The sequence below is a fragment of the Methylovulum miyakonense HT12 genome (assembly GCF_000384075.1).
GTDB lineage: Bacteria > Pseudomonadota > Gammaproteobacteria > Methylococcales > Methylomonadaceae > Methylovulum > Methylovulum miyakonense.
Genome location: NZ_KB913025.1, coordinates 1,834,114 through 1,854,505 on the forward strand (window position 1 = coordinate 1,834,114; position 20,392 = coordinate 1,854,505).

The 20,392-nt window shown below is 50.9% G+C and carries 19 protein-coding genes; 11 read left to right on the forward strand and 8 right to left on the reverse strand.

Translation table 11 applies throughout. The features are described 5' to 3' along the window. The first annotated feature begins 19 nt into the window (after positions 1-19). A complete protein-coding gene (gene sucC / locus METMI_RS0109575) occupies positions 20-1,189 on the forward strand; it encodes an ADP-forming succinate--CoA ligase subunit beta (protein ID WP_019866065.1) in 1,170 nt (389 codons plus the stop codon). Next, on the forward strand, positions 1,186-2,052 hold the full coding sequence (gene sucD, locus METMI_RS0109580; protein WP_019866066.1) for a succinate--CoA ligase subunit alpha: 867 nt from the start codon (positions 1,186-1,188) through the stop codon (positions 2,050-2,052). The genes sucC and sucD overlap by 4 nt, the downstream gene beginning before the upstream one ends. A gap of 141 nt (positions 2,053-2,193) precedes the next feature. Here the strand turns inward: sucD and METMI_RS27435 are convergent, their stop codons facing one another. The 8 genes from METMI_RS27435 to METMI_RS0109620 form a co-directional block, all read right to left on the reverse strand. Next, positions 2,194-3,264 (reverse strand): GtrA family protein, encoded by a 1,071-nt coding sequence (locus METMI_RS27435; protein WP_019866067.1) that lies wholly within the window; start codon positions 3,262-3,264, stop codon positions 2,194-2,196. Continuing rightward, positions 3,261-4,547 carry an NAD(P)/FAD-dependent oxidoreductase gene (locus METMI_RS0109590; RefSeq protein ID WP_019866068.1) on the reverse strand — a complete coding sequence of 429 codons (1,287 nt, stop codon included), beginning with the start codon at positions 4,545-4,547 and terminating at the stop codon, positions 3,261-3,263. Before METMI_RS0109590 ends, METMI_RS27435 begins: the two co-directional genes overlap by 4 nt. Before the next feature lie 2 nt (positions 4,548-4,549). Then, positions 4,550-5,494, reverse strand: coding sequence for an NAD-dependent epimerase/dehydratase family protein (locus METMI_RS0109595; RefSeq protein WP_019866069.1), 945 nt, complete (start codon positions 5,492-5,494; stop codon positions 4,550-4,552). 13 nt (positions 5,495-5,507) lie between these two features. Next, on the reverse strand, positions 5,508-7,286 hold the full coding sequence (locus METMI_RS0109600) for a hypothetical protein (protein WP_019866070.1): 1,779 nt from the start codon (positions 7,284-7,286) through the stop codon (positions 5,508-5,510). Positions 7,287-7,450: 164 nt separating this feature from the next. After that, the gene (locus METMI_RS23595; protein ID WP_019866071.1) at positions 7,451-9,424 is read right to left on the reverse strand and encodes a hypothetical protein; all 1,974 of its coding nucleotides are present in this window, start codon (positions 9,422-9,424) and stop codon (positions 7,451-7,453) included. A gap of 1 nt (position 9,425) precedes the next feature. Then, positions 9,426-10,181 (reverse strand): SDR family NAD(P)-dependent oxidoreductase, encoded by a 756-nt coding sequence (locus tag METMI_RS0109610; protein ID WP_019866072.1) that lies wholly within the window; start codon positions 10,179-10,181, stop codon positions 9,426-9,428. Between the two features lie 2 nt (positions 10,182-10,183). Then, positions 10,184-11,482 (reverse strand): FAD-binding oxidoreductase, encoded by a 1,299-nt coding sequence (locus METMI_RS0109615; RefSeq protein WP_019866073.1) that lies wholly within the window; start codon positions 11,480-11,482, stop codon positions 10,184-10,186. Further along, positions 11,483-12,907: a UbiA family prenyltransferase gene (locus tag METMI_RS0109620; RefSeq protein ID WP_019866074.1), complete on the reverse strand. Its 1,425-nt coding sequence runs from the start codon at positions 12,905-12,907 to the stop codon at positions 11,483-11,485. Positions 12,908-13,599: 692 nt separating this feature from the next. Here METMI_RS0109620 and mlaE point away from each other — a divergent pair. From mlaE to hisD, 9 genes are read left to right on the forward strand one after another with little or no spacing between them, the layout of a single operon-like run. Beyond that, entirely contained in the window at positions 13,600-14,382 is a 783-nt protein-coding gene (gene mlaE / locus METMI_RS0109625) for a lipid asymmetry maintenance ABC transporter permease subunit MlaE (protein WP_019866075.1), read from the forward strand. A 1-nt stretch (position 14,383) separates the two neighbouring features. Beyond that, positions 14,384-14,857, forward strand: a complete 474-nt coding sequence (gene mlaD / locus METMI_RS0109630; RefSeq protein ID WP_019866076.1) for an outer membrane lipid asymmetry maintenance protein MlaD — start codon at positions 14,384-14,386, stop codon at positions 14,855-14,857. Next, positions 14,850-15,158 carry an STAS domain-containing protein gene (locus tag METMI_RS0109635; protein WP_019866077.1) on the forward strand — a complete coding sequence of 103 codons (309 nt, stop codon included), beginning with the start codon at positions 14,850-14,852 and terminating at the stop codon, positions 15,156-15,158. The genes mlaD and METMI_RS0109635 overlap by 8 nt, the downstream gene beginning before the upstream one ends. 45 nt (positions 15,159-15,203) lie before the next feature. Beyond that, positions 15,204-16,469 carry a UDP-N-acetylglucosamine 1-carboxyvinyltransferase gene (gene murA / locus METMI_RS0109640; protein ID WP_019866078.1) on the forward strand — a complete coding sequence of 422 codons (1,266 nt, stop codon included), beginning with the start codon at positions 15,204-15,206 and terminating at the stop codon, positions 16,467-16,469. Between the two features lie 10 nt (positions 16,470-16,479). Next, complete coding sequence (gene hisG, locus METMI_RS0109645; RefSeq protein WP_019866079.1) at positions 16,480-17,106, forward strand: ATP phosphoribosyltransferase; 627 nt, start codon at positions 16,480-16,482, stop codon at positions 17,104-17,106. 24 nt (positions 17,107-17,130) lie between these two features. Further along, complete coding sequence (locus METMI_RS0109650) at positions 17,131-17,358, forward strand: hypothetical protein (RefSeq protein ID WP_019866080.1); 228 nt, start codon at positions 17,131-17,133, stop codon at positions 17,356-17,358. Continuing rightward, positions 17,345-17,716 carry a type II toxin-antitoxin system VapC family toxin gene (locus METMI_RS0109655; protein WP_019866081.1) on the forward strand — a complete coding sequence of 124 codons (372 nt, stop codon included), beginning with the start codon at positions 17,345-17,347 and terminating at the stop codon, positions 17,714-17,716. Before METMI_RS0109650 ends, METMI_RS0109655 begins: the two co-directional genes overlap by 14 nt. 10 nt (positions 17,717-17,726) lie before the next feature. Next, positions 17,727-18,938 (forward strand): hypothetical protein, encoded by a 1,212-nt coding sequence (locus tag METMI_RS0109660; protein WP_019866082.1) that lies wholly within the window; start codon positions 17,727-17,729, stop codon positions 18,936-18,938. 37 nt (positions 18,939-18,975) lie between these two features. Further along, positions 18,976-20,280, forward strand: coding sequence for a histidinol dehydrogenase (hisD, locus tag METMI_RS0109665; RefSeq protein ID WP_019866083.1), 1,305 nt, complete (start codon positions 18,976-18,978; stop codon positions 20,278-20,280). Positions 20,281-20,392 lie beyond the last annotated feature (112 nt).

The following is a 20,392-nucleotide window of genomic DNA, read 5'->3' on the forward strand; positions in this document are numbered from 1 at the left end:
TCAGTCATCGGAGCAAGCAATGAATATCCATGAATACCAGGCCAAACAGTTGTTCCAGCATTACCATATCCCCATTCCAGAAGGTAAGCAGGCAACTATGCCGGAACAGGCCGGGGCTATTGCCCAAAGCTTGGGCGGTGAAGGTTGGGTAGTCAAAGCCCAAGTCCATGCGGGCGGGCGCGGTAAAGTGGGCGGCGTCAAACTGGCAAAAACTTCCGGAGAAGTGGCGGGATTTACCCGCGCCATGCTGGGCACGCGCCTGGTGACAGCCCAAACCGATGCCGTCGGCTTGCCGGTCCATTCCGTATTGGTTGAAAAAACGTACCCGATCAAACGCGAATTGTATTTGAGCTTGGTGCTGGATCGTGGCACCGAGCGGCTGATTTTTATCGCTTCGGCCGCCGGGGGCATGGACATTGAAGCTGTCGCCCATGATGCCCCCGAAAAAATCCTCACTGTTTCCGTGCACCCGGCCGCCGGTTTGCAAGGCTACCAATGCCGCAAAGTCGCTTACGCATTGGGTTTGTCCGGAACACAACACAAAGCCATAGCCGCTATCATGCAAGGCATGTACAGCTTGTTCCTTGCCAAAGATGCCAGCCAAATTGAAATCAACCCGTTGATTGAAACCGACGGTGGCGACTTGCTGGCTTTGGACGCCAAAATCAATTTCGATGACAACGCTGTCGCCCTGCATCCCGACATTCTGGCGATGAAAGACTCCGCGCAAGAAGACGACAAAGAAAACGAAGCCCAGCAATTTGGCCTGAATTACATCACCTTGGATGGCAATATCGGCTGCATGGTCAATGGGGCGGGTTTGGCGATGGCGACCATGGATTTGGTGAAACTGAAAGGTGGTTTGCCCGCCAATTTCCTTGATGTCGGCGGTGGCACCAATGTCGAAAAAGTCTGCGAAGCCTTCAAATTGATTTTGTCGGACGGCAATGTCAAAGCCGTGCTTGTGAACATTTTCGGCGGTATTGTCAAATGTGACGTGATTGCGCTAGGTATCTTGGAAGCCATCAAACAAGTCCATGTTGCCGTACCGGTCGTGGTGCGCTTGGAAGGCACCAATGTCGAAGAAGGCCGGGCTTTGTTAAGCGACACCGGGTTGGGCATTTACGCCGCCGATGACTTGGCGCACGCCGCGGAACAGGTTGTGGCACTGGCGGAGGCCGTAGCATGAGCATTTTAGTTAACAAAGGCACCAAGGTGATTTGCCAAGGGTTCACTGGCAAGCAAGGCACGTTCCATTCCCAACAGGCCTTGGACTACGGCACGCAACTGGTCGGCGGCGTGACCCCTGAACGTGGCGGAGAAACCCACTTGGGTTTGCCCGTGTTCAATACCGTCCAGGCCGCCGTGGACACGACAGGCGCAACCGCCAGCGTCATCTATGTGCCACCTTTTTACGCCGCCGATGCGATTTTGGAAGCCGTCGATGCGGGCATTAAGCTCATTGTCTGCATCACCGAAGGTATCCCCATCTTGCAAATGTTACGCGTCAAAGCCGCGATGGCGGGTACGGGCGCGTTGCTGGTCGGGCCCAACTGCCCTGGCATCATCACCCCTGGCGAATGCAAAATTGGCATCATGCCCGCCAAAATCCACTTGCCGGGCTCCATCGGCATCGTTTCGCGTTCCGGCACCTTGACTTACGAATCCGTCCACCAAACCACCGCCCAAGGCTTAGGGCAAAGCACCTGCGTAGGTATTGGCGGCGACCCTGTGCATGGTATGAACTTTGTCGATGTCCTCAGCCGCTTCCAAGCCGATGATCAAACCCAAGGCATCGTCATGGTCGGGGAAATCGGCGGCGGCGAAGAGGAAGATGCCGCCGACTATATCAAAGCCCACGTCACCAAACCCGTAGTGGCCTATATCGCCGGACAAACCGCCCCTGCGGGCAAACGTATGGGGCATGCGGGCGCGATAGTCACGGGTGGCAAAGGCACTGCGGCAGGCAAGATTGCCGCCTTGAAAGCGGCGGGGATTGAAGTGGTGAGCTCGCCGACTGAGATTGGTGTGGCCATGAAGTCGTGTTTTTGAGAAGGTTTTTCATAATCCCCCGCTTTAAAACGTAGGGGATTCATGGGATAACCCGACAGTTAAGGCCTGTTCTCCGGTATGGCTAAGCCAATGGCTAGGCGCTTGCCCCGGATGGCGCCAGCCAAGCCTCGCCAACTGAAGTTAGAGGGGCTTTTGGGCAACGATAAAAAACTGCTTGCCGAAGAGTTTCCAAGCAAAGGGGAGCTTTAGGTAAGCCCAAACTAGCCAAGGGTGTGTTGGCAGGGCGCCTTGCGTGGTGAAGGGCAAAAAGCGGTCTATGCAGGTGTGTATTGTGAAGCCTTTTAGGCGCAAGGCCTCACTGAGCGACAAATGGGTCAGCCCCAAATGGTGGTCATAAAAGTCCCAATATTGCCCCGGCAGATAGCGTAAATTGGGGCCTAGGATAAGATATTTCCCGCCCGGTTTTAGGGCGGACATCACTTGTTCAAGGAAGCTGTCCAAGGTTTTTTTATCAGGCAAATGCTCCAAAAAATTGGAGGTGAAAACGACATCCGCTTGCTTTGATATGACCGAACCCAACTCTGTGGCTTTGCACTGGTGGAATTCCACGTCATCACCGAGAAAGCCCGCTGCGTCAGCGTTCAAGTCCACGGCGATTTTGTTCTGTGCCGAAATGTTATTTAGGAATTCACCATAACCGCAGGCCACATCGACAACGGTGTCGGATGGCTTGATATAAGCTTGGAGGAAACTCCGGCAGATTATTTTCCATATCGCGTTTTTGCGTGGCAACTGGTCGTCGGTAAAGCGGATTTTATACAACTCGGACAGGTCATTGCTGTCCATATCCTTCTCCTTAAATGCAAAAAACTTATAGATCAGAAAAGTGGCCAGCATAGGTAGTGCAATGGCTATGGCATGTGCCAATTCTTCTGAATGGGCCGTCATTCCAACGGTTTTCAAGCCAATATTAATTTGTATGGAAGCCAGCCAGACTAAGGGTAAAAACGATAGGTTCACCAAAATAAAATCGCGGGCCTGTGCATGCCTTGCTTTTTTGGAATGTGGGAACACAAAAATGCTGTTCATTATAAAAGCTGCGCCCATGCCAATGGCATAGGCATTAATGACCGCCCACGAGAAAGGCAGCCATAGGCTCAAGAAAAAACGGGACAGCCAATTAAGCGCCGCCGCGAGGCCGCCTACCGCCAGAAATATCAGGAACTGCTTGGTAAAAAAATGTTTGATCACCGCACCGCCTGTAGGGCTATTTTCTGACCGAAGCCAATGCTTTCAGATATGCCACGGTCTTCGGGGTAATAATATGACGTGTCCGCCACCCATAAGCCCCTGATTGGCAAGGCGACGGGGGGCAGTTTATCCAGGTGGCCAGGTTCGCAAACCGGTTGCGCAAACCGGTAGCGGCTGGCGCGTAGCTCGATAAAATCTTCAGCGCACAACCTCGGGTTTATTTTCTGCAAGTAGCCGCGCACCTTGTCCAGAAACACTTGGTCCGGATCGGCAAATTTTGCATGTCCGCCGGGCATGTAAAAGGGCACATAAACGATATGCTGGCCTAACGGGCGCAAATTCGTGTATTCCACCAAGCCAGGGATGTCCATATCCGGGTCATTGATATTCAGCCAAAAGTTTTCGGTCAAGGCTTGGCGTAGCTTGACGATGACGCAGACCACGGCAATATTGTTTACGGATTGGAAGCGCCGCAAGATGTCCGGCGGCAAATCGGGCATTAACTGTGGGACATAAGGCAATGGGATGGTGCTGATGACTTTGTCAAAAGCCTCGAAGCGCCCCTCCACCTCAACGCCCAGCACTTTGCCTTCAGAAATCACCACCTTATTGGCCTTAGATTTAAGGCGGACTTCACCGCCACGCGCTTCAATCGCCCCACGCATGGCTTGCAACAAGGTTTCTGAACCCCCTTCCAGATAACCCAGTTTTTCGTGGAACAAATTATAGCGGGACTGGCCAATCCTGCGTATACGGCTCCAAATCCATGCCGCCGACAAGTTGTCAGCGTAATCATAAAACTTATAATCAAACAGCCTGCGCCAGAGGATTTCATAGGCTTCTGCGCCGACCCACTTTTTGATCCAGCCACTCGCCTCGATACCGTCCAGTGGTTTCCAGTCCTTACGCTGGACGCATAAGAAGGCATGTAGGCCATAGCGGAATTTGGCGATTGGGCTTAAGCCCCGGAATTTCAATAGGGCGACCGGATTGCCCCATGGTTGCAGGCGGTTCTGGAACCAGTAGCCCATTTTGGTTTCTACCCAGCGCATTTTTCCGGCTAACCCCAGTTCGTCAATGATTGCAAGGAAATCGGTGTCAGACGTGCAGTGGAAATGGTAATAGCGTTCGATGCTCAAGCCCGAAAAATCAAATGTTGCGGTCATTCCGCCCACGCGGTCATCTGCTTCAAAAATGACTGGCTGATGCCCATCCTTCGCCAATTGATAAGCGGCCGCGAGGCCCATAGGCCCCGCCCCCAACACGGCGATGCGTTGCCCCATGGTCAGAACTCCAAAACGGTTTGGCTATAAGTCGGGTCATTAAAGGTTTCATCAATGGCTTTGGCAAAGGGCGTGTAAGGCACGCCAAAAATACCGGGCCAGTCAATGACTTCAAATTCGTCTTTGGCGGTCAACGCCACCAATTGCTGGGTCGTGAACGGCGGTTTTGGGTCGAATAGGCCCCAAACCCACAGCAAGCCGTAAAATAAAGGGTAGGGGATTTTTGTGATCAACGTACGGGCTCCCGTGGCGCGTTTTATTTCACGGATGATGTCGATGTAATCTATTTTTTCATGCCCGGAAATATTGAAAACGCCATCGGCGATCCTGTTTTCAATGCAGCTGATAATAATATTGCAAAAATCCCCGACGTAAAGCGGCTGGCGCATATAACGGCCATCGCCTGGGATAGGGAAAACCGGTACTTTTTGCATAAAGCGCGATAGCCAGCCCAGGTGTTTGCGGTCAAACCATCCGAACATCAAGGTCGGGCGCAAGATCGGGCAAGGGATGCCGCTGTTAAGCACCATGCGTTCCTGGTCTTTCTTGGTGTTGGTGTAGAAGTCATTGGCGACCGATTCGACAACCGAAGAGCTGATATGGACAAGGTAAGGGACGTTGTTGGTTTTGATGGCTTCGAGGATATGCCGGGTGGCATTAAGGTTGTTGTCGACGAAGTCTTGCAAATGGTTGCCGCCGATTTGCGCTTGCAACATCACCACCACCTCGGCACCCACAAAATGCCTGGCCCAGTCGCCTTGTTGGTTCAAATCGGCATATTCAGCAACAATATCCGGTTGTACCCGTTTCAGCACCTCAAGATTGGGGCGGTGTTTGTCAAGCACGACAATCCGGGTATAGCCTTTGGCTTTCAAACGGGCGATCAGGTTCTGGCCGACTAAGCCGGCACCGCCGGGGAGGACGATTTTTGGGTTTTTAGTGTTCATAAAATATCCGGCATTAATTACTGTTGCCTGTACATCTGGGGCACGGCCCTTCGGCGGCTTTATTGCTTAGGGGCATAGGGACGGCCACTTGCATCTGGCAGGGGGGGCTTTCACCCAGTAGGGTAAGTGATGTACCAGTTTGGGCTTTCAACAGGTAACCTTGGTATCCTGACAGTAGCGCGGCGTTGCCAAGCGTACCGGCAATTTCGGGTTTCGACTGGCCGGTGAGCGCATATCCGATGATTTTACCCTGATCGCTGAGGACACGGATAGCATTAGGGTAAGTCTTATCTTTTGGATTAAACATCCAGCCATGGATCCGTACAAACTGGTCTTCGCCAGTAATAGTGTCCACGGCATCTAACCCGCCTAGACAAGCAGGTAGCTTAGGTTGTTGGACGGCCATGCCCAACTGTTCCCTGGCATCAAGGTAGGGGTACATGCCAAAGATGGAGATGTTTTTGGAAGAAGCCTTTGCTGCAAAGGCTAAGGCATTCTCAATATTGGGAAAAACACTTTTAATATGTAATGGGTCTTTCACCTGAAGCTCAAGTGCAAGGGCGGCGATTTTTTTTGTGAATTTTATGTCATCTTGCGGGTGCAATGCTTGGAGTTGTAATGGGATCATCAGCATTCCCAGCGCTGCGACCGGAAGCAGGATTTTTATGCCACGTTTTTTTATCGCTGACAAAATGGCGGGCGAAAAAATTACAAACAGGGCGGACCATGCCATTAATACAGGCGTCGTATAGCGGCTGCTCAGGGCTTGTTCCTCGCCGAAAATGAGCCGGCCACCGGCGGTGCCCACAGCGGTGCCCCCTATGTAGAGGATAAAAAATAATAGGGCCAAGGTTAAGGTGGCTTTGCAGGGCTGGCGTGATAATTTAACCGCTAACCATGCCGAGCAGCCAATAAGGCTAAATCCGGACAAATATGTTAGGCCAAAGGTTAAGTTCCAAGCATAGGCCCCTTTTCCCAAAAGGTAATAAAAAGGGCTGCCCAGGTAAAGCAGGACGTACTTAACTAAGCCAAGCGGGTTTTCCTTTAAGGCTTGCGTCAAGGAGCCATGATGTCCCGGTGTTTTATAGCCCTGTAAGTAAAAATAAAGCGAAACCGCAGAAAGGCTGGCTAGTACGCAAACCCTTGCGGCTCCCTGCCTTGTGATTAACGAATAAACCATCATGAGAGGCAAGGCAAGCATGCCATTGGCCATGGTGCCTACCGAGGCCAAACCAAAGCCACACGCTACGAGAAACTGGCGGTTGGCATAGGTTCCCGCAACTGACTTATGGAGCCAATACAATGCACATAACGGCAGTAGTTGGGCCAAAATAAATTGGCTTTGGAAGGCCCAAGTCAAATTTTCTTTTTGGATCCAAAGGAATAGCCAGGCCGTTAATGCAAGGCCTAGTAAAACCTCGGCAATAGCCGGGGCCTTTGTTGCAGCCGCATCACGTAGCATTCGCCAAAACACCAGCACGTTAACGCCCACTAAGAGATAGTTGGTGGCGATAAGGAACCAACTGGCGCCACCAAACCATTTGATGTCAGCCCAAAACAATAGGCGCGCCAAGAAGATGCGGTGCTCATTGTGCTGGAACCACCATGCGCCAGCGTCCCTGTCAGCCACATTTAAAAAGAACCCGAGATAGCCATCCCACATATCCCAAAAGGGGACCGGGGAATAAGCCCGCAAGCCGCCAATAATAGCCAAGCCGATCATCAGAATGGCTAATGTCCCAAAGGCCAATAGTAAGGCCGTTTCTTTTAAGGGCAGTGCTTTCTTGTCCATAGGTCTAGGTGGTTAAAGGTAAAAAATTGTAAGTTACTGAAAATATTATAATAAAATGCTATGTAGGGTTTCCCTGCGGCTTGGGCTGCGTCGCCAGGGCTTACCGTTAGGCTGGGTTTGGCCCGCGGGGCTTGCCCTGCTAGGGATGATATGGTTATCCATGGTTAGGGTCTTTTTTCAGGGGGGGGTAATGGGGGTGGTTGGATTTGGCTAATGGCCAGGGTGTATTGGCTTTGCCAAAATTCAACATTTCCCCCAAGTGCCGTAATGGTCATGGCCTTGACTTTTTCACTTTCCAACAAGCTTTGTTGGGTGAATAAGGCCCCGAAACCAGCCGTATTTTCGATTAAGGGCGAGATGACAAAACCGGCTTCCGCCATGCCTGCAATCAAGCGGAACTGTTTTACCTGGCCGTTATCCAGTTCAAGTGAGATTTGCAATGGGCTGGGCTTGTAAAGGATACGGGCCATTTGCCCTAAGAAGGTTGGCAAAACTTCAATTTTGGCGAATAAGGCCTGTTCAGAATCGGGGAGGCCCACCCTCTCACCCAGCTTATGTTTTTCCTTTGTTAGTGCCAGGAAGTTTACAACCTTAGCGATGTTTGCTTTTTTCTGGAGAAAGAGAAAGCCATTTTGCATGTGGGTAGGCTGGTAATGGGCCATCATGACCGGCCAACTGGCCCCGTCTTCCATGGAGGCCATCCTCCCGTCAATCGGTTCCACCTTGAAAATGATATTGTCCGGGGCTTGTGTGCCGAGGAGATGGTTCCGGTTTTTCTCCGCCAGCACGGGAGTGTAAGCCGCATAGCTTTGGAAGATGGGGCGTGGTGACCAAGTGTTTCCTGATGCGACCAACAATGCTTGGTTGTAAGAGTAGATGTCGGTAGTGCCTTGTAAAACAGGGAAGGAGGCTTGTTTTTGGAGTGTGTCGATCGCCCTATCGAATTCAAGTCGGAGCCCATTTGGGGTTCCCAGCCTATTGTTTATGCCGTACCACATTGACGAGTAGGTTGATGCGGTATTTTGCAGGAGGCGTCCGGTCGATGTGTTGAGGTGGGAGCTATCAATGTAGCACCAAGTAAACAAAGCCAAAAGCACGCTTGGCAGGATAGTGTGTTGGCCGCTAGCGACCAAGGCCAGCAGTATTGCCGCGATTAACAGGGAGGTGCCGGAAATAAGGGCGTGGCCATCATGGCGTACAAACCCCGCTTTGAATGCAATAAATAAAAACATAAAGTAAAGGCAAAATAAAAATAGTTTTGCCACGGGTGCCGCTTCCATTTTGATGGCAATGATTAACAACAAGGCGCTAGCGGCCAACAAATAAAGGGTCACTTCATCGCTATCGCCCTCTATGGACATTGCCCCGCTGTAGCCGGAAACGACGGGGGCCATACCAATCAAGTAATCGGCTAAAACGTTGGCCGGATGTCCTGAGGCGATCCAAAACAAAAACATTGACAGCATCGGGGTGGCTAGGCAGGTGGCCGCCAATAACTTTTCTTTATGGGCCATGAAAAGTACGGCGCATAAAACAATAACGGCGCAGCAGAGCATCATTATGCTGCCTTTTATTAACGGGAGCAGCCCTAAAGGCGCAAACAGCAATGCCATATGAAAGGGTGCCAATTTGCTTTTGATTGGCGGGGCTTGTCCGGTAATGGCCATTTTGAAAGTGAGCAATCCCAGCAGCAAAGGGAAACTGAACAGCAAGGTGTCCCGTAGAAACAATGAAGTCAGGTGGTTCGCAGAAAACAACAACGTAGGGAGGCTAAGCAAAAATACGGAGCCCCATAAATAGCGGGCGCCCTTCATCAAAAGCACAAACATTAGCCAATAGGACAAGGCCAGATAGGCGCCGCCGCTGACCATCATCAAATCAGTGGATGGATGGTAGGATTTGGTGAAAATGGACGCATAAGGGCCATAAGTGAAGACGATATCCTTACCCATCCAAAGCCCTTGGTGTATCGCTTGGTTGATGCCAAATGCCCATGAATCGTCAAGGTAGGATAAGGGCATGTCCGGGGATAACGGGACAAATAGGGCAATGACCGTAATGAGGGACACAAGCCCCAAGGTAAGGGTGGCCAACGGATGGCGGTGTAAGTGTTGGCGGGGCCTTTTCCATGCCAACATGCTAAATGTCCAATTTATTAAAGAGCATCCTTGGCAAATGCCGGATGGCCATCATGATCAAAGCCCATTTGGCGGGTGTGTAAACCACGGGCTTGCCTTGCCCTATGCCTTTAACAATGGCTTGGGCGACATCTTCCACATTGGCGAGCTTGCCGCCTTGTTGTTTGAGCTGTGCCGTCATGGGCGTATCGGTGGGGCCAGGTTTGACCAGCACCACCTTGACTTGGGTTTTTGCCAGGCGGTGTTGGAGCCCTTGGGCGTAGCGCGTCACCAAGCCCTTGGCGGCACCGTAAACATAATTGGATTTGCGCCCACGATCCCCCGCCACTGAGCCAATGATCGCCAAGGTGCCGTGGTTGGCCTGCTGCATGGGGCTGATAAACGCTTCGGCAAATAACACGGGGGAAACGCCGTTTATGGCCAGGGCTTCGTGGTTGGCGGACAAATCCTGCTGGCATTGGATTTGGTCGGGCAAGGAGCCGTGCGCAATCAGCACAATGTCGGGGCTGCCTTCGCTAGTGATGTTTGCAACCAGCTGCCGGATGGCTAAAGGGTCAATAAAATCGCCTGCAAGCGAACGGATCGTGGATTGTGGGCTGCGTACCCGCAAATCGGCGGCGACCTTTTCCGTTTTGGCGAGGTTGCGGCCAACCAAAACCAGGTTCACTGCTGAATCTTTAACCCACAAGCGGGCGCAATGTTCGGCAATCGCCGAGGTGGCCCCTATTATGGCAATGCTTTTGATGGTGTCCGGCACGGTTATTCTCCAATTAAACGCCGCGACAAAGCCGAGCTCATGCCAGGGTCGCGGTATTGCAAAAATTCTGATAGGCGCGGATAGCCGGCGATAAAAAGGTCGCGGGGCATCCGGGCATCTTTGGCGAGATAAATCCGCCCGCCCGCTTCCCTGACAATCGCGTCCAGCTTCCCAAAGAGCTTGTGTGTCCGTTGCCCTTGGTTAGGGAAATCTAAGGCCAGGGTCACGCCCGGTTGCGGGAAACTCATCATGCCCACAGGCTTACGGTCACCAAATGTTTTCAGGACGGCTAAGAAGGAACCTTCACCGCTTTTGGCGATTTCTTTTAGCATCGCTTGTACGGCATCAAAACCAACCGGACGCGGGACGACGCTTTGGTATTGGAAGAAACCTTTGGGGCCGTACATCCGGTTCCAATCCAGCAAATTATCCAGCGGATAAAAAAAAGCTTCGTATTGCACAAGCCGCTGGCCGCTGTCCCGTTTTTTGAGGTGGAAATAGCCCGTGTTGAGCACCGGGAGCGACAGTGGGTTGACTAGCGATACGGGAGGGACAAAAGGCATGGCCAGTTTGCGGCTTGATGGCCCGTGGCTTAAGGCAAGCGGGGTGGGGTTGCCGCGCATGAACAACCCGCGCACGCTTTTGCTGTGCAGGCAATCCAGCCAGGAAACCGTGTGTTCCCAACCCGTTTCTGACGCATCCGCCAAACTAAAAAATTCGGCCAAGCTGTTATAAGGCAGGGTTTCGGTGGCCAACCAAGGGCCGGGAACCCGGCGTAATTGGATTTCGGCTTCGGTGATGATGCCGGTCAAGCCAAAGCCGCCAACCGTGGCGGCAAACCAATCGGGCTCAAGACCGGGCCCGCAGCTAATGGGGGGGCTGTCGCTACGGATTAATGTCAACTGGCGGATGTGGTCGCCAAAGGATCCCGACACATGATGGTTTTTGCCGTGGACGTCGTTGGCAATCGCGCCGCCGACGGTAATGAACTGGGTGCCGGGTGTGACAGGCAAAATCCAACCTCTGGGGATGAACAGCCGCTGGATGTCACGCAACAACACGCCCGCTTCACAGTGCAAGCGCCCCGTGTTTTCATCAAAACGGATAAAGTGGTCGAGTTTGGTGGTGTCCCATAAAATGCCGTTCGGGTTCAGGCAGACGTCGCCATAACTGCGCCCCATCCCATGGGCGATGCCGGGCCGGCCATTTTTCAGTTGCCGGATAATGTGCTCCTGGCCGGTCAATGCCTGGACTTCATGTTCCCAGCGTCCCAGCCTTCCCCATGAAGAAATGGCCGCCATTTAAGCCACCGCCCCCATCACCAAGACTGCGGCAAAGGCAAGGCCTGCAATCAAGCTAGCCCTGTCTTTAATGGCAAACACCAAAGGGTCGTCATGCATATTGCCCCGGTGCGCCTGCATCCACATCCAGCTTATCCAGAACAACACCAACGGGACGGCGCCCCATATAAATTCAGGGGTTTTATAGAGCAGCGCGACCGCGTTGCTGTTCAGGTAAAGGGCCAACACCAGGGCCGCGGCATAACCGGAGGTGATGCCCATCATTTGCACTATGGGCGCATCTGATGTGTTATAACCGCGTCCATGCACTTTGTGTTTGCCGGCCAGCAGTTGGACTTGTAATTCGGCATACCGTTTGACAAAGGCCAGCGACAAAAACAGGAAGACTGAAAATGCCAGTAACCAGAAGGACAGCGCCATATTGGCCGCAGCGGCACCCGCGATGATGCGCAGGGTATAAAGCATCGCCAGGGTGAGGCAGTCGACGATGATGGCCCGCTTGAGCCACCAAGAATAAGCGCAGGTGACCACAAAATAGAACATCAGCCATGGTAAAAAACTCCCCCCCACATATTGCCCTAGCCCTAAACTGACCGCCAACAACGCTGGCGCCAACAGCACGCCTGCCCAGACGGGAATTAGCCCTGACGCGAAAGGCCTTTTGCATTTGCGCGGATGTTGGCGGTCGCTTTCCAAATCCAGCAAGTCATTGGCGATATAAACCGAAGAAGCGCATAGGCTGAAAGAGGAAAAGGCCAGCAAGAGCGCCAGCCAATGCGCCGGATGGGATAGTTGGTGCGCGGCAATGAGCGGGACAAAAAGCAGCAGGTTTTTCAGCCACTGGTGGATGCGCAGCATCCGGCGGAAATCCGCAAGTTTCAAGGCGGGCGGAGGGAAATCGCGTTCTATCTTGCAACAAGCCGCCGCTTGTCCGGCCAAGTTGGCGGTGGCATTGACGGTCACCGCGTTGCGGGAGCATTGCCAAACTTTTAAGTCGGCATGGGAGTTGCCCGCATAATCAAAGCCGGCGAGGCCAAAACGTTGTGCAAGGGCTTCGGCTTTTTGTTTGCCTGCCAAGTTAGTGTCCCCATCGCTAGCCATCACGTCGTCAAAAATACCGAGATAGGTTGCTATTGAGGTGGCGATGGCAAGGTCAGACGCCGTGCATAAGATCAATTTCCGGCCTTCCGCCCGCTGTTGCTTTAACCAATCCAATAACTCATGGTTATAGGGCAAGGAACTGGGGTCAAAATGGGTGTTGTTGGCCAAATGGCGTTTGAGCACGGCCTTGCCTTGCAATAACCAGTAAGGGATGCGCAAAGTGTCGAAAGGTTTGTCGCGCAATGCCCTCAATGCCGATTCGTGGAGCATATCGGTCAGGATCAATGTCCCGTCAAGGTCAACGACAAGGGGGTGCAAATTCAAAATAGCCCTCCCATGAAGCAGGAAAGAATTGGCCAATAAGGGAACTCATAAGGTGTGCCAAGTTTTTCAGCAGAAACCGCATTTTTTTGATGAAAACATGGGCTGACTATAATCTGTGCTTAGGAAGCCTGTCAATTTGTAAAGGCCTGAAAGCCAATCCCCTCGCGGCTGGTCACACTGTTTATCCTGGGAGGGTTGGGCCGCACAGGCCCGCTTCGGGATTTTGGGGATGTGTCTTAACAGCGTCGCGGGCGGTTCGGGCGCACGGAGCGCAGAAACCGGAATGTGCTGGATGTACATGAGGAAAGCGGGTGCCGCCCAACGCCGCCATCGGGCCGCGTTGCCGCTTTTAAAACGCGTTCTGACGCCGGGTGGACTTGCTTAAGTAAGTTATATGAAGGCATGTTAAGCCTATCTTTGTTATGAAATAATGTATAATTCGCCGCTAACATGCGATAACGGACTATCCGGCACATGTTTATAAGCTATCCATGCCACTGTACACGCCCACTATCCCTAATGCCTGACCAATCCGCTAATATTTTTCGGTATAGTGCCATCGCGGTCAAAAGCTATGCCTCCGTCCAACTTGCCAATCCCTAATATTTGTAAGCATGGGCAAAATCAAGAAAAATCTTGTGGTTTAGCCAACAGGGCCAACATAACATCGACTGTAAAGCCGCTCCCTAACGATGATTCAATTTTTACAGAATTTGGGTAAAAGCACCCGTTCCAGTTTCACCAAATTGGGACGGGGGACTTTCTTTTTGTTGCAAACCCTATCCGGTATCCCCAGTGTCTTATTACGTCCGCGCTTATTGCTGAACCAATTGTATTCAGTGGGGGTGTTGTCGTTTTTGATCATCACCATTTCCGGTTTGTTTGTCGGCATGGTGTTGGGCTTGCAGGGCTATTACATCTTGTCTGATTTTGGCGCTGAGGCCACCTTGGGCGTGATGGTCGCGGCTTCTTTGGTGCGCGAATTGGGGCCGGTGGTGTCGGCATTGTTGTTCGCGGGGCGGGCCGGCTCGGCATTGACGGCTGAAATTGGCCTGATGAAAGCCACCGAACAATTGTCCGGCATGGAAATGATGGCGGTCGATCCGGTCAAACGCATCATTTCCCCGCGGTTTTTGGCGGGTTGTCTGTCCATGCCTTTGTTGACGGCGTTGTTCAGCGCGATTGGTGTGATTGGCGGGCAGCTGATCGGTTCCGGTTTGTTGGGCGTGGATGAAGGCGCTTACTGGTCACAAATGCAGGCCAGCATTGATTTCCAGGATGACATCATCAATGGCGTGATCAAAAGTTTTGTCTTCGGCTGGGTGACTTCATGGATTGCCTTGTTTGAAGGTTATGATGCCATCCCCACCTCCGAAGGGGTCAGCCGCGCCACCACCCGTACCGTGGTCAATTCCGCTTTCAGTATCTTAGGCCTTGATTTTATTCTTACCGCTCTCATGTTTGGAGACAATTAACATGCAGCATACTAGCACTCAGGACACCCTTGTTGGACTTTTCGTCGCAGCGGGTATTGCCGGACTGTTTTTTCTGAGCTTTCAAGTCAGTAACTTAAGTTCTTTCACCCAAAAAGAGACGTATACGGTGACCGCCCGGTTTGAGAATTCTGGCGGTTTAAAAGTTAAGTCGCCGGTATCGGCGGCAGGCGTCAAGATTGGCCAAGTCAGCAGCATCAGTTTTGATCCGAAGACGTACCAGTCGGTGGTGGTCATGCAGATCGAAGCGCAGTACGACACCTTGCCTGACGACACCACCGCCAGCGTTTTCACCGCAGGCCTGTTGGGTGAACAATATGTCAGTTTGGATCCCGGCGGTTCCGACACGTTTTTGAAAAATAATGGCAGTATCGACATTACCCAACCCGCCATCATCCTAGAAAAGGCCATCGGACAGTTTTTGTTTAAAGCCGCATCGGAAGAGAAAAGTGAGTAAGCTGCAAATTATTGAAGAAGAGGCGGGTTGTTTTGTCATAGATGGCGACCTGACTTTTACGACAATCGCCAAGGACACCCTAAAGTCCTGCGCTTTTTTAGCCTCGGCAAAAACAGTCACTATTGACTTAAGCCGTGTCCGTAATACCGATAGCGCCGGGCTTGCGCTGATGATTGAATTCATCAGGCAGGCGCAAAGCAACAGGACGTTCCTAAAATTCAGCAACATCCCCAAGCAGCTACTCAATATCGCCAAGCTTAGCGGATTGGACCAAACCCCTTATTTTAATGGTCAGCCCTAAGGCTGATCCAACCTACTGTTACCCTTTAGTTGGAAAATCAATAGCATGGATAAATTAATCATTACCGGTGGCGCACAGCTTTCTGGGCAACTACGCATTTCGGGCGCAAAAAATGCGGCCTTGCCCATTTTGGCGGCGACGTTGCTTTCTGAAGCTCCGGTCAGCATCGGCAACATCCCGCATCTGCATGACATCACTACCACGATGGAATTGTTGGGGCGTATGGGCGTGCATTTGCTCGTCGATGAAAAAATGAACATCGAAGTCGATAGCAGCACCATCAACAGCTACGACGCCCCTTACGAACTGGTCAAGACCATGCGGGCCTCGATTCTGGTGTTGGGCCCCTTATTGACCCGCTTTGGCGAAGCCCATGTTTCCTTGCCCGGTGGTTGCGCCATTGGCACACGCCCCGTTGACATCCATTTGAATGGCATGATGAAAATGGGCGCGGAAATTATTGTTGAAAACGGCTATATCCACGCCAAAGCCAAACGCCTGAAAGGCTGCCGCTTGGTGCTTGAACAAGTGACCGTGACCGGCACCGAAAACCTGCTGATGGCCGCGACCTTGGCGGAAGGCATCACCATTATCGAAAATGCCGCTAAAGAACCGGAAGTCACTGACTTGGCGCATTTCCTCAATAAAATGGGCGCGAAAATCACGGGTATAGGCACTGATGTGCTGACTATCGAAGGTGTTGAGAAGCTCGGCGAAACCGGCATCCATTACGACATCTTGCCTGACCGTATCGAAACCGGAACTTATTTGGTTGCAGCCGCTATTACAGGTGGCAAAGTCAAATTGAAAAAAACCCGCCCAGATATTCTTGATGCGGTATTAGATAAGTTGATTGAAGCCGGAGCGGAAATCACCACAGGCAAAGATTGGATACAATTGGACATGCACGGCAAGAAACCCAAGGCCGTGTCCTTGCGCACCGCGCCGTATCCCGCCTTCCCCACCGACATGCAGGCGCAATTCATCGCCATGAACACCATAGCCGAAGGCGTGGGCGTGATCACAGAAACCATTTTTGAAAACCGTTTCATGCACGTCCAAGAACTGCACCGCATGGGCGCGGACATCAAGCTGGAATCCAACACCGCGATTTGTACTGGTGTCAAACGCCTGACCGGAGCGCCCGTCATGGCGACTGATCTGCGGGCATCCGCCAGCTTGGTGATCGCGGGCCTGGTCGCCGAAGGCAGCACCCTCGTTGACCGCATTTACCATATCGACCGTGGCTATGACCACATCGAAGAAAAACTGACCCAACTCGGCGCCACCATCCGCCGCGTTGCCAAATAAAGGTGGCCGCATGTTGACGATAGCCGTATCCAAAGGCCGCATTTACGAAGAAGCCCTGCCGTTCTTGGCGGAAGCGGGCATCGTGCCGACCGATGACCCCGACAAATGCCGCAAACTCATCCTGCAAACCACGCGCCCCGATGTGCAACTGGTCATCATCCGCGCCACCGACGTGCCCACCTTCGTCGAATACGGCGCGGCGGACTTAGGGATTGCCGGAAAAGACGTGTTGCTCGAACACGGCACGGAAGCTTTGTATGAACCGCTGGATTTGAACATCGCCCGTTGCCGCCTGATGACCGCCGCCCACAAAGACGCGCCGCCCATCACCGGACGTGTGCGTGTCGCCACCAAATACGTCAAAACCGCACAACGCTATTTCGCCAGCCTAGGCATACAAGCGGAAATCATCAAGCTTTACGGCTCGATGGAACTCGCCCCGCTGGTCGGTTTGGCGGATTGCATCGTGGACTTGGTCGATACTGGCAACACCTTAAAAGCCAATGACCTGGAGCCGCGTGAATTGATTATGAATATTAGTTCTAGGCTGGTGGTCAACAAAGCGGCGATGAAAATGAAGAATGCTGCGATTGCGGAGTTGTTGGCGCAGTTTGAGCAGACGCTGGCGAAACGGTAAAGCATTAATATGAGGTGAATTGTTATGGTGACTATAGAACTTGAAGATGAAACAGCATTGGTGCTTAACAAGCTGGCGAGTTATGAACACCTTCAACCTGAACAATTGATTAGGAAGTTACTGAACAGCTACGCCGCATCAAGTAAAAAATCCGAGCTGTTAATTGATATTGTTAATGAGTTGCCGGATTTGCCATCGTTTAAAAATGATCCCTTAGCCATTCAAAACGAAATGCGCAATGAGTGGAATTAAATACTTGCTCGACACCAATGTCATTATCGGCATGTATCAAAAAACGCCTGCGGTACTGGCACTTTTGGCAGATAAAAACATAAATATTAACGAATGTGCCTATAGCTCCATCACAAAAATGGAATTGCTAAGTTTTCCTGCTATCACGGAATCAGAAATAGCGTCTATTAATAGCTTATTGGATCGAATGCTATATCTAAACATTAGTGAAAAAATTGAAAAATTGGCTATCGCTTTTCGGCGTGTCCATAAAACCAAATTGCCTGATTCGATTATTGCAGCAACTGCTCAAGCTCTGAAAATTGAATTGCTGACGCTCGATAGAAAATTGGCAGCTAAAGTCAATCTAACTGACTAGCAAGTATCACATGCTGGAGTTTATTTTATTAAGATTTGCTTTTCTGCGAGTTGCTTTTGAACGGATAAGGTCACTTGTAGAAAAAAGAGCAAGGAATCATATTGTTGAATCTACTCTATTTGAATTGGGTTTTCCGCGAGATGATTTTGAGCGGATAAAAGTAATAGTAAAAGAAAATGATCCTCTCATTCCTACGGCATACTTGAAGTTTGATGATATTTATTCCCTAGAACATTACATGTGTTGGAAAAGTGGGAAGCTAAACGTGTTGTTGGACAATAATATTTTTACCCGTTTAGTTTATCTTGCCAAAGGTTGTGAAATTAGAGGAAATGAAGAAGAAATTAAAGCTTATCGATTTTGCTGTGCCGCTATGTGTTTTTTTATATTGGGGAAATTTAACATAGAGGCAAATGTGCCTCTTTACGAAAGAGCTTCACAAAATACTCATGAAAATGCCATAAACGATTTGTATTATTTCAGAGTTGCAGATCATGTTGATGCAAGTGCTTATGCAAAGTTAGCTTTAGGTAGAGCAAATCGCTTTAGCGATGCAGAGATTGAGGATGCAAGAAAAACAATAGAAGGTAATCTCAAAAATCCAGAAGAATCCAATTTTAAAAAACAGCTTAATGATTGGAAGTTGTCATATGTGCAGCTATTGAAAATTGTCGAATTATCAAAACATAACGACCTAGAAAAAACTGACCAAATAAGAAAATTCTTTGATTGGGTTATTCATGATTTTCGTTCTTCGACTGGCCCATTAATGTTTGCTTTATTATTTCTTAGCCCAAAAAAACCAGGAAAAATGATAAAAAATATCAATACTAAAGATTTTCCTACTCTAATAAAAAATATAAAAAATGCTGCATGGGATTTGACTTATCTAGCTGAGTTACGGAAGCGATCTAAAAACCAGCCTGACGATACCATCTGGTTTTTCTGTTCACAAGATAAACTCTTGCAAAGGATAGAAAGATTGCTTCTTTTAAAAAAAGGTTACGAAATAGAAGCTGTAATTCAAAATCTTATTGATGAGTTTTGGGGTAAAAGCAATGTACAAAAAGTCTATAAATACTATCAAATGCTTTCAGCACCTCTTAAATCAGAAACAAGAAGAGAGCACAATAAAAATGTACTATCTCAAACAGATAAAATGATTACAGATTTGGAAGCAACTATTGAAAGCATGATGCCAACTCAAAATCCTAGTATTTAACACATTTGAACATTAATAACGCTATTCAATTAATATCATGCCTCTCTTAGCTATTAAAAAACTCACCACCCAATCCCCAGACTTCAACCAACAATTAACCCAACTGTTAGCCTGGGACGAAACCGACGACCTGGACATCCAAGAACGGGTCTTAGCCATCCTCGCCGATGTCCGCAAGAATGGCGATGAAGCCGTCATCAACTACACCAACCGCTTCGATCACCGCAGCATCAGCAATGCCAACGAACTGGAATTACCCAAAGCGACTTTGAAAGCCGCATGGGAAAATCTGCCAGCCGACCAAGCCCAAGCGTTGCAAACCGCCGCCGAGCGTATCCGCGCCTATGCCGAGCATCAAAAAATGCAATCGTGGCAATATGAAGAAGCGGACGGTACGGTGTTGGGGCAAAAAATCACGCCGCTGGATAGCGTGGGTTTATATGTGCCGGGCGGTAAGGCGGCTTATCCGTCTTCGGTGTTGATGAACGCGATCCCTGCCAAAGTCGCAGGTGTGGCGGATTTGATTATGGTGGTGCCTACACCGAATGGCGAGACCAACGAATTGGTTTTGGCGGCGGCTTACATCGCTGGCGTAGACCGGGTGTTTAGCATCGGCGGTGCACAAGCGGTGGCGGCTTTGGCGTATGGCACGGCGACCATCCCGAAAGTCGCCAAAATCGTCGGTCCTGGCAATATCTATGTCGCCACGGCGAAAAAGCTGGTGTTCGGGCAAGTCGGGATTGACATGATCGCCGGGCCATCAGAAATTTTGGTGATTTGTGACGGCCTTACCAACCCCGATTGGATTGCGATGGATTTGTTCTCGCAAGCCGAGCATGACGAAAATGCCCAGTCGATTTTGTTGAGCGATGACGCGGATTTTCTCGCCGCCGTTGAAGCCAGCATCCATAAACTGCTGCCGACCATGGAGCGCGCCGACATTATCCGCGCTTCTTTAAGCACACGCGGCGCATTGATCCACGTCGCCAACCTTGATGAAGCCGCAGAAGTCGCCAATAGTATCGCGCCGGAACATTTGGAATTGTCGGTGGCCAACCCTGAGAGTTTGTGCGAAAAAATCCGCCACGCCGGGGCGATTTTTATGGGCCGTTACACCGCCGAAGCCTTGGGTGATTATTGCGCCGGCCCCAACCATGTCTTGCCGACTTCCAGCACGGCGCGTTTTTCCTCGCCGCTGGGTGTGTACGATTTCCAAAAACGCACCAGTTTGATTAACTGCTCGGAATCCGGTGCGGATAAGCTCGGTAAAATCGCCTCGATATTGGCGCGGGGCGAGAGCCTGACCGCCCATGCCCGTTCGGCGGAATATCGGATTAAGTAAGGGCATCCGTAGGGTGGGCAACGCTTTTCTGCCCACCTTGTGCAACGCCGCTTGCATTTGCCATGATGCCCGTTACCCTGTTTAAAAATACGAAGCCAAACACACTAAATAA

Excerpts from the sequence above, each read along its gene's own strand:
- sucC (WP_019866065.1), top strand. The coding sequence starts at position 20 with ATGAATATCCATGAATACCAGGCCAAACAGTTGTTCCAGCATTACCAT.
- sucD (WP_019866066.1), top strand. The coding sequence starts at position 1,186 with ATGAGCATTTTAGTTAACAAAGGCACCAAGGTGATTTGCCAAGGGTTC.
- METMI_RS0109590 (WP_019866068.1), bottom strand. The coding sequence starts at position 4,547 with ATGGGGCAACGCATCGCCGTGTTGGGGGCGGGGCCTATGGGCCTCGCG.
- METMI_RS0109595 (WP_019866069.1), bottom strand. The coding sequence starts at position 5,494 with ATGAACACTAAAAACCCAAAAATCGTCCTCCCCGGCGGTGCCGGCTTA.
- METMI_RS0109600 (WP_019866070.1), bottom strand. The coding sequence starts at position 7,286 with ATGGACAAGAAAGCACTGCCCTTAAAAGAAACGGCCTTACTATTGGCC.
- METMI_RS23595 (WP_019866071.1), bottom strand. The coding sequence starts at position 9,424 with ATGTTGGCATGGAAAAGGCCCCGCCAACACTTACACCGCCATCCGTTG.
- METMI_RS0109615 (WP_019866073.1), bottom strand. The coding sequence starts at position 11,482 with ATGGCGGCCATTTCTTCATGGGGAAGGCTGGGACGCTGGGAACATGAA.
- mlaE (WP_019866075.1), top strand. The coding sequence starts at position 13,600 with ATGATTCAATTTTTACAGAATTTGGGTAAAAGCACCCGTTCCAGTTTC.
- mlaD (WP_019866076.1), top strand. The coding sequence starts at position 14,384 with ATGCAGCATACTAGCACTCAGGACACCCTTGTTGGACTTTTCGTCGCA.
- murA (WP_019866078.1), top strand. The coding sequence starts at position 15,204 with ATGGATAAATTAATCATTACCGGTGGCGCACAGCTTTCTGGGCAACTA.
- hisG (WP_019866079.1), top strand. The coding sequence starts at position 16,480 with ATGTTGACGATAGCCGTATCCAAAGGCCGCATTTACGAAGAAGCCCTG.
- METMI_RS0109650 (WP_019866080.1), top strand. The coding sequence starts at position 17,131 with ATGGTGACTATAGAACTTGAAGATGAAACAGCATTGGTGCTTAACAAG.
- METMI_RS0109655 (WP_019866081.1), top strand. The coding sequence starts at position 17,345 with ATGAGTGGAATTAAATACTTGCTCGACACCAATGTCATTATCGGCATG.
- METMI_RS0109660 (WP_019866082.1), top strand. The coding sequence starts at position 17,727 with ATGCTGGAGTTTATTTTATTAAGATTTGCTTTTCTGCGAGTTGCTTTT.
- hisD (WP_019866083.1), top strand. The coding sequence starts at position 18,976 with ATGCCTCTCTTAGCTATTAAAAAACTCACCACCCAATCCCCAGACTTC.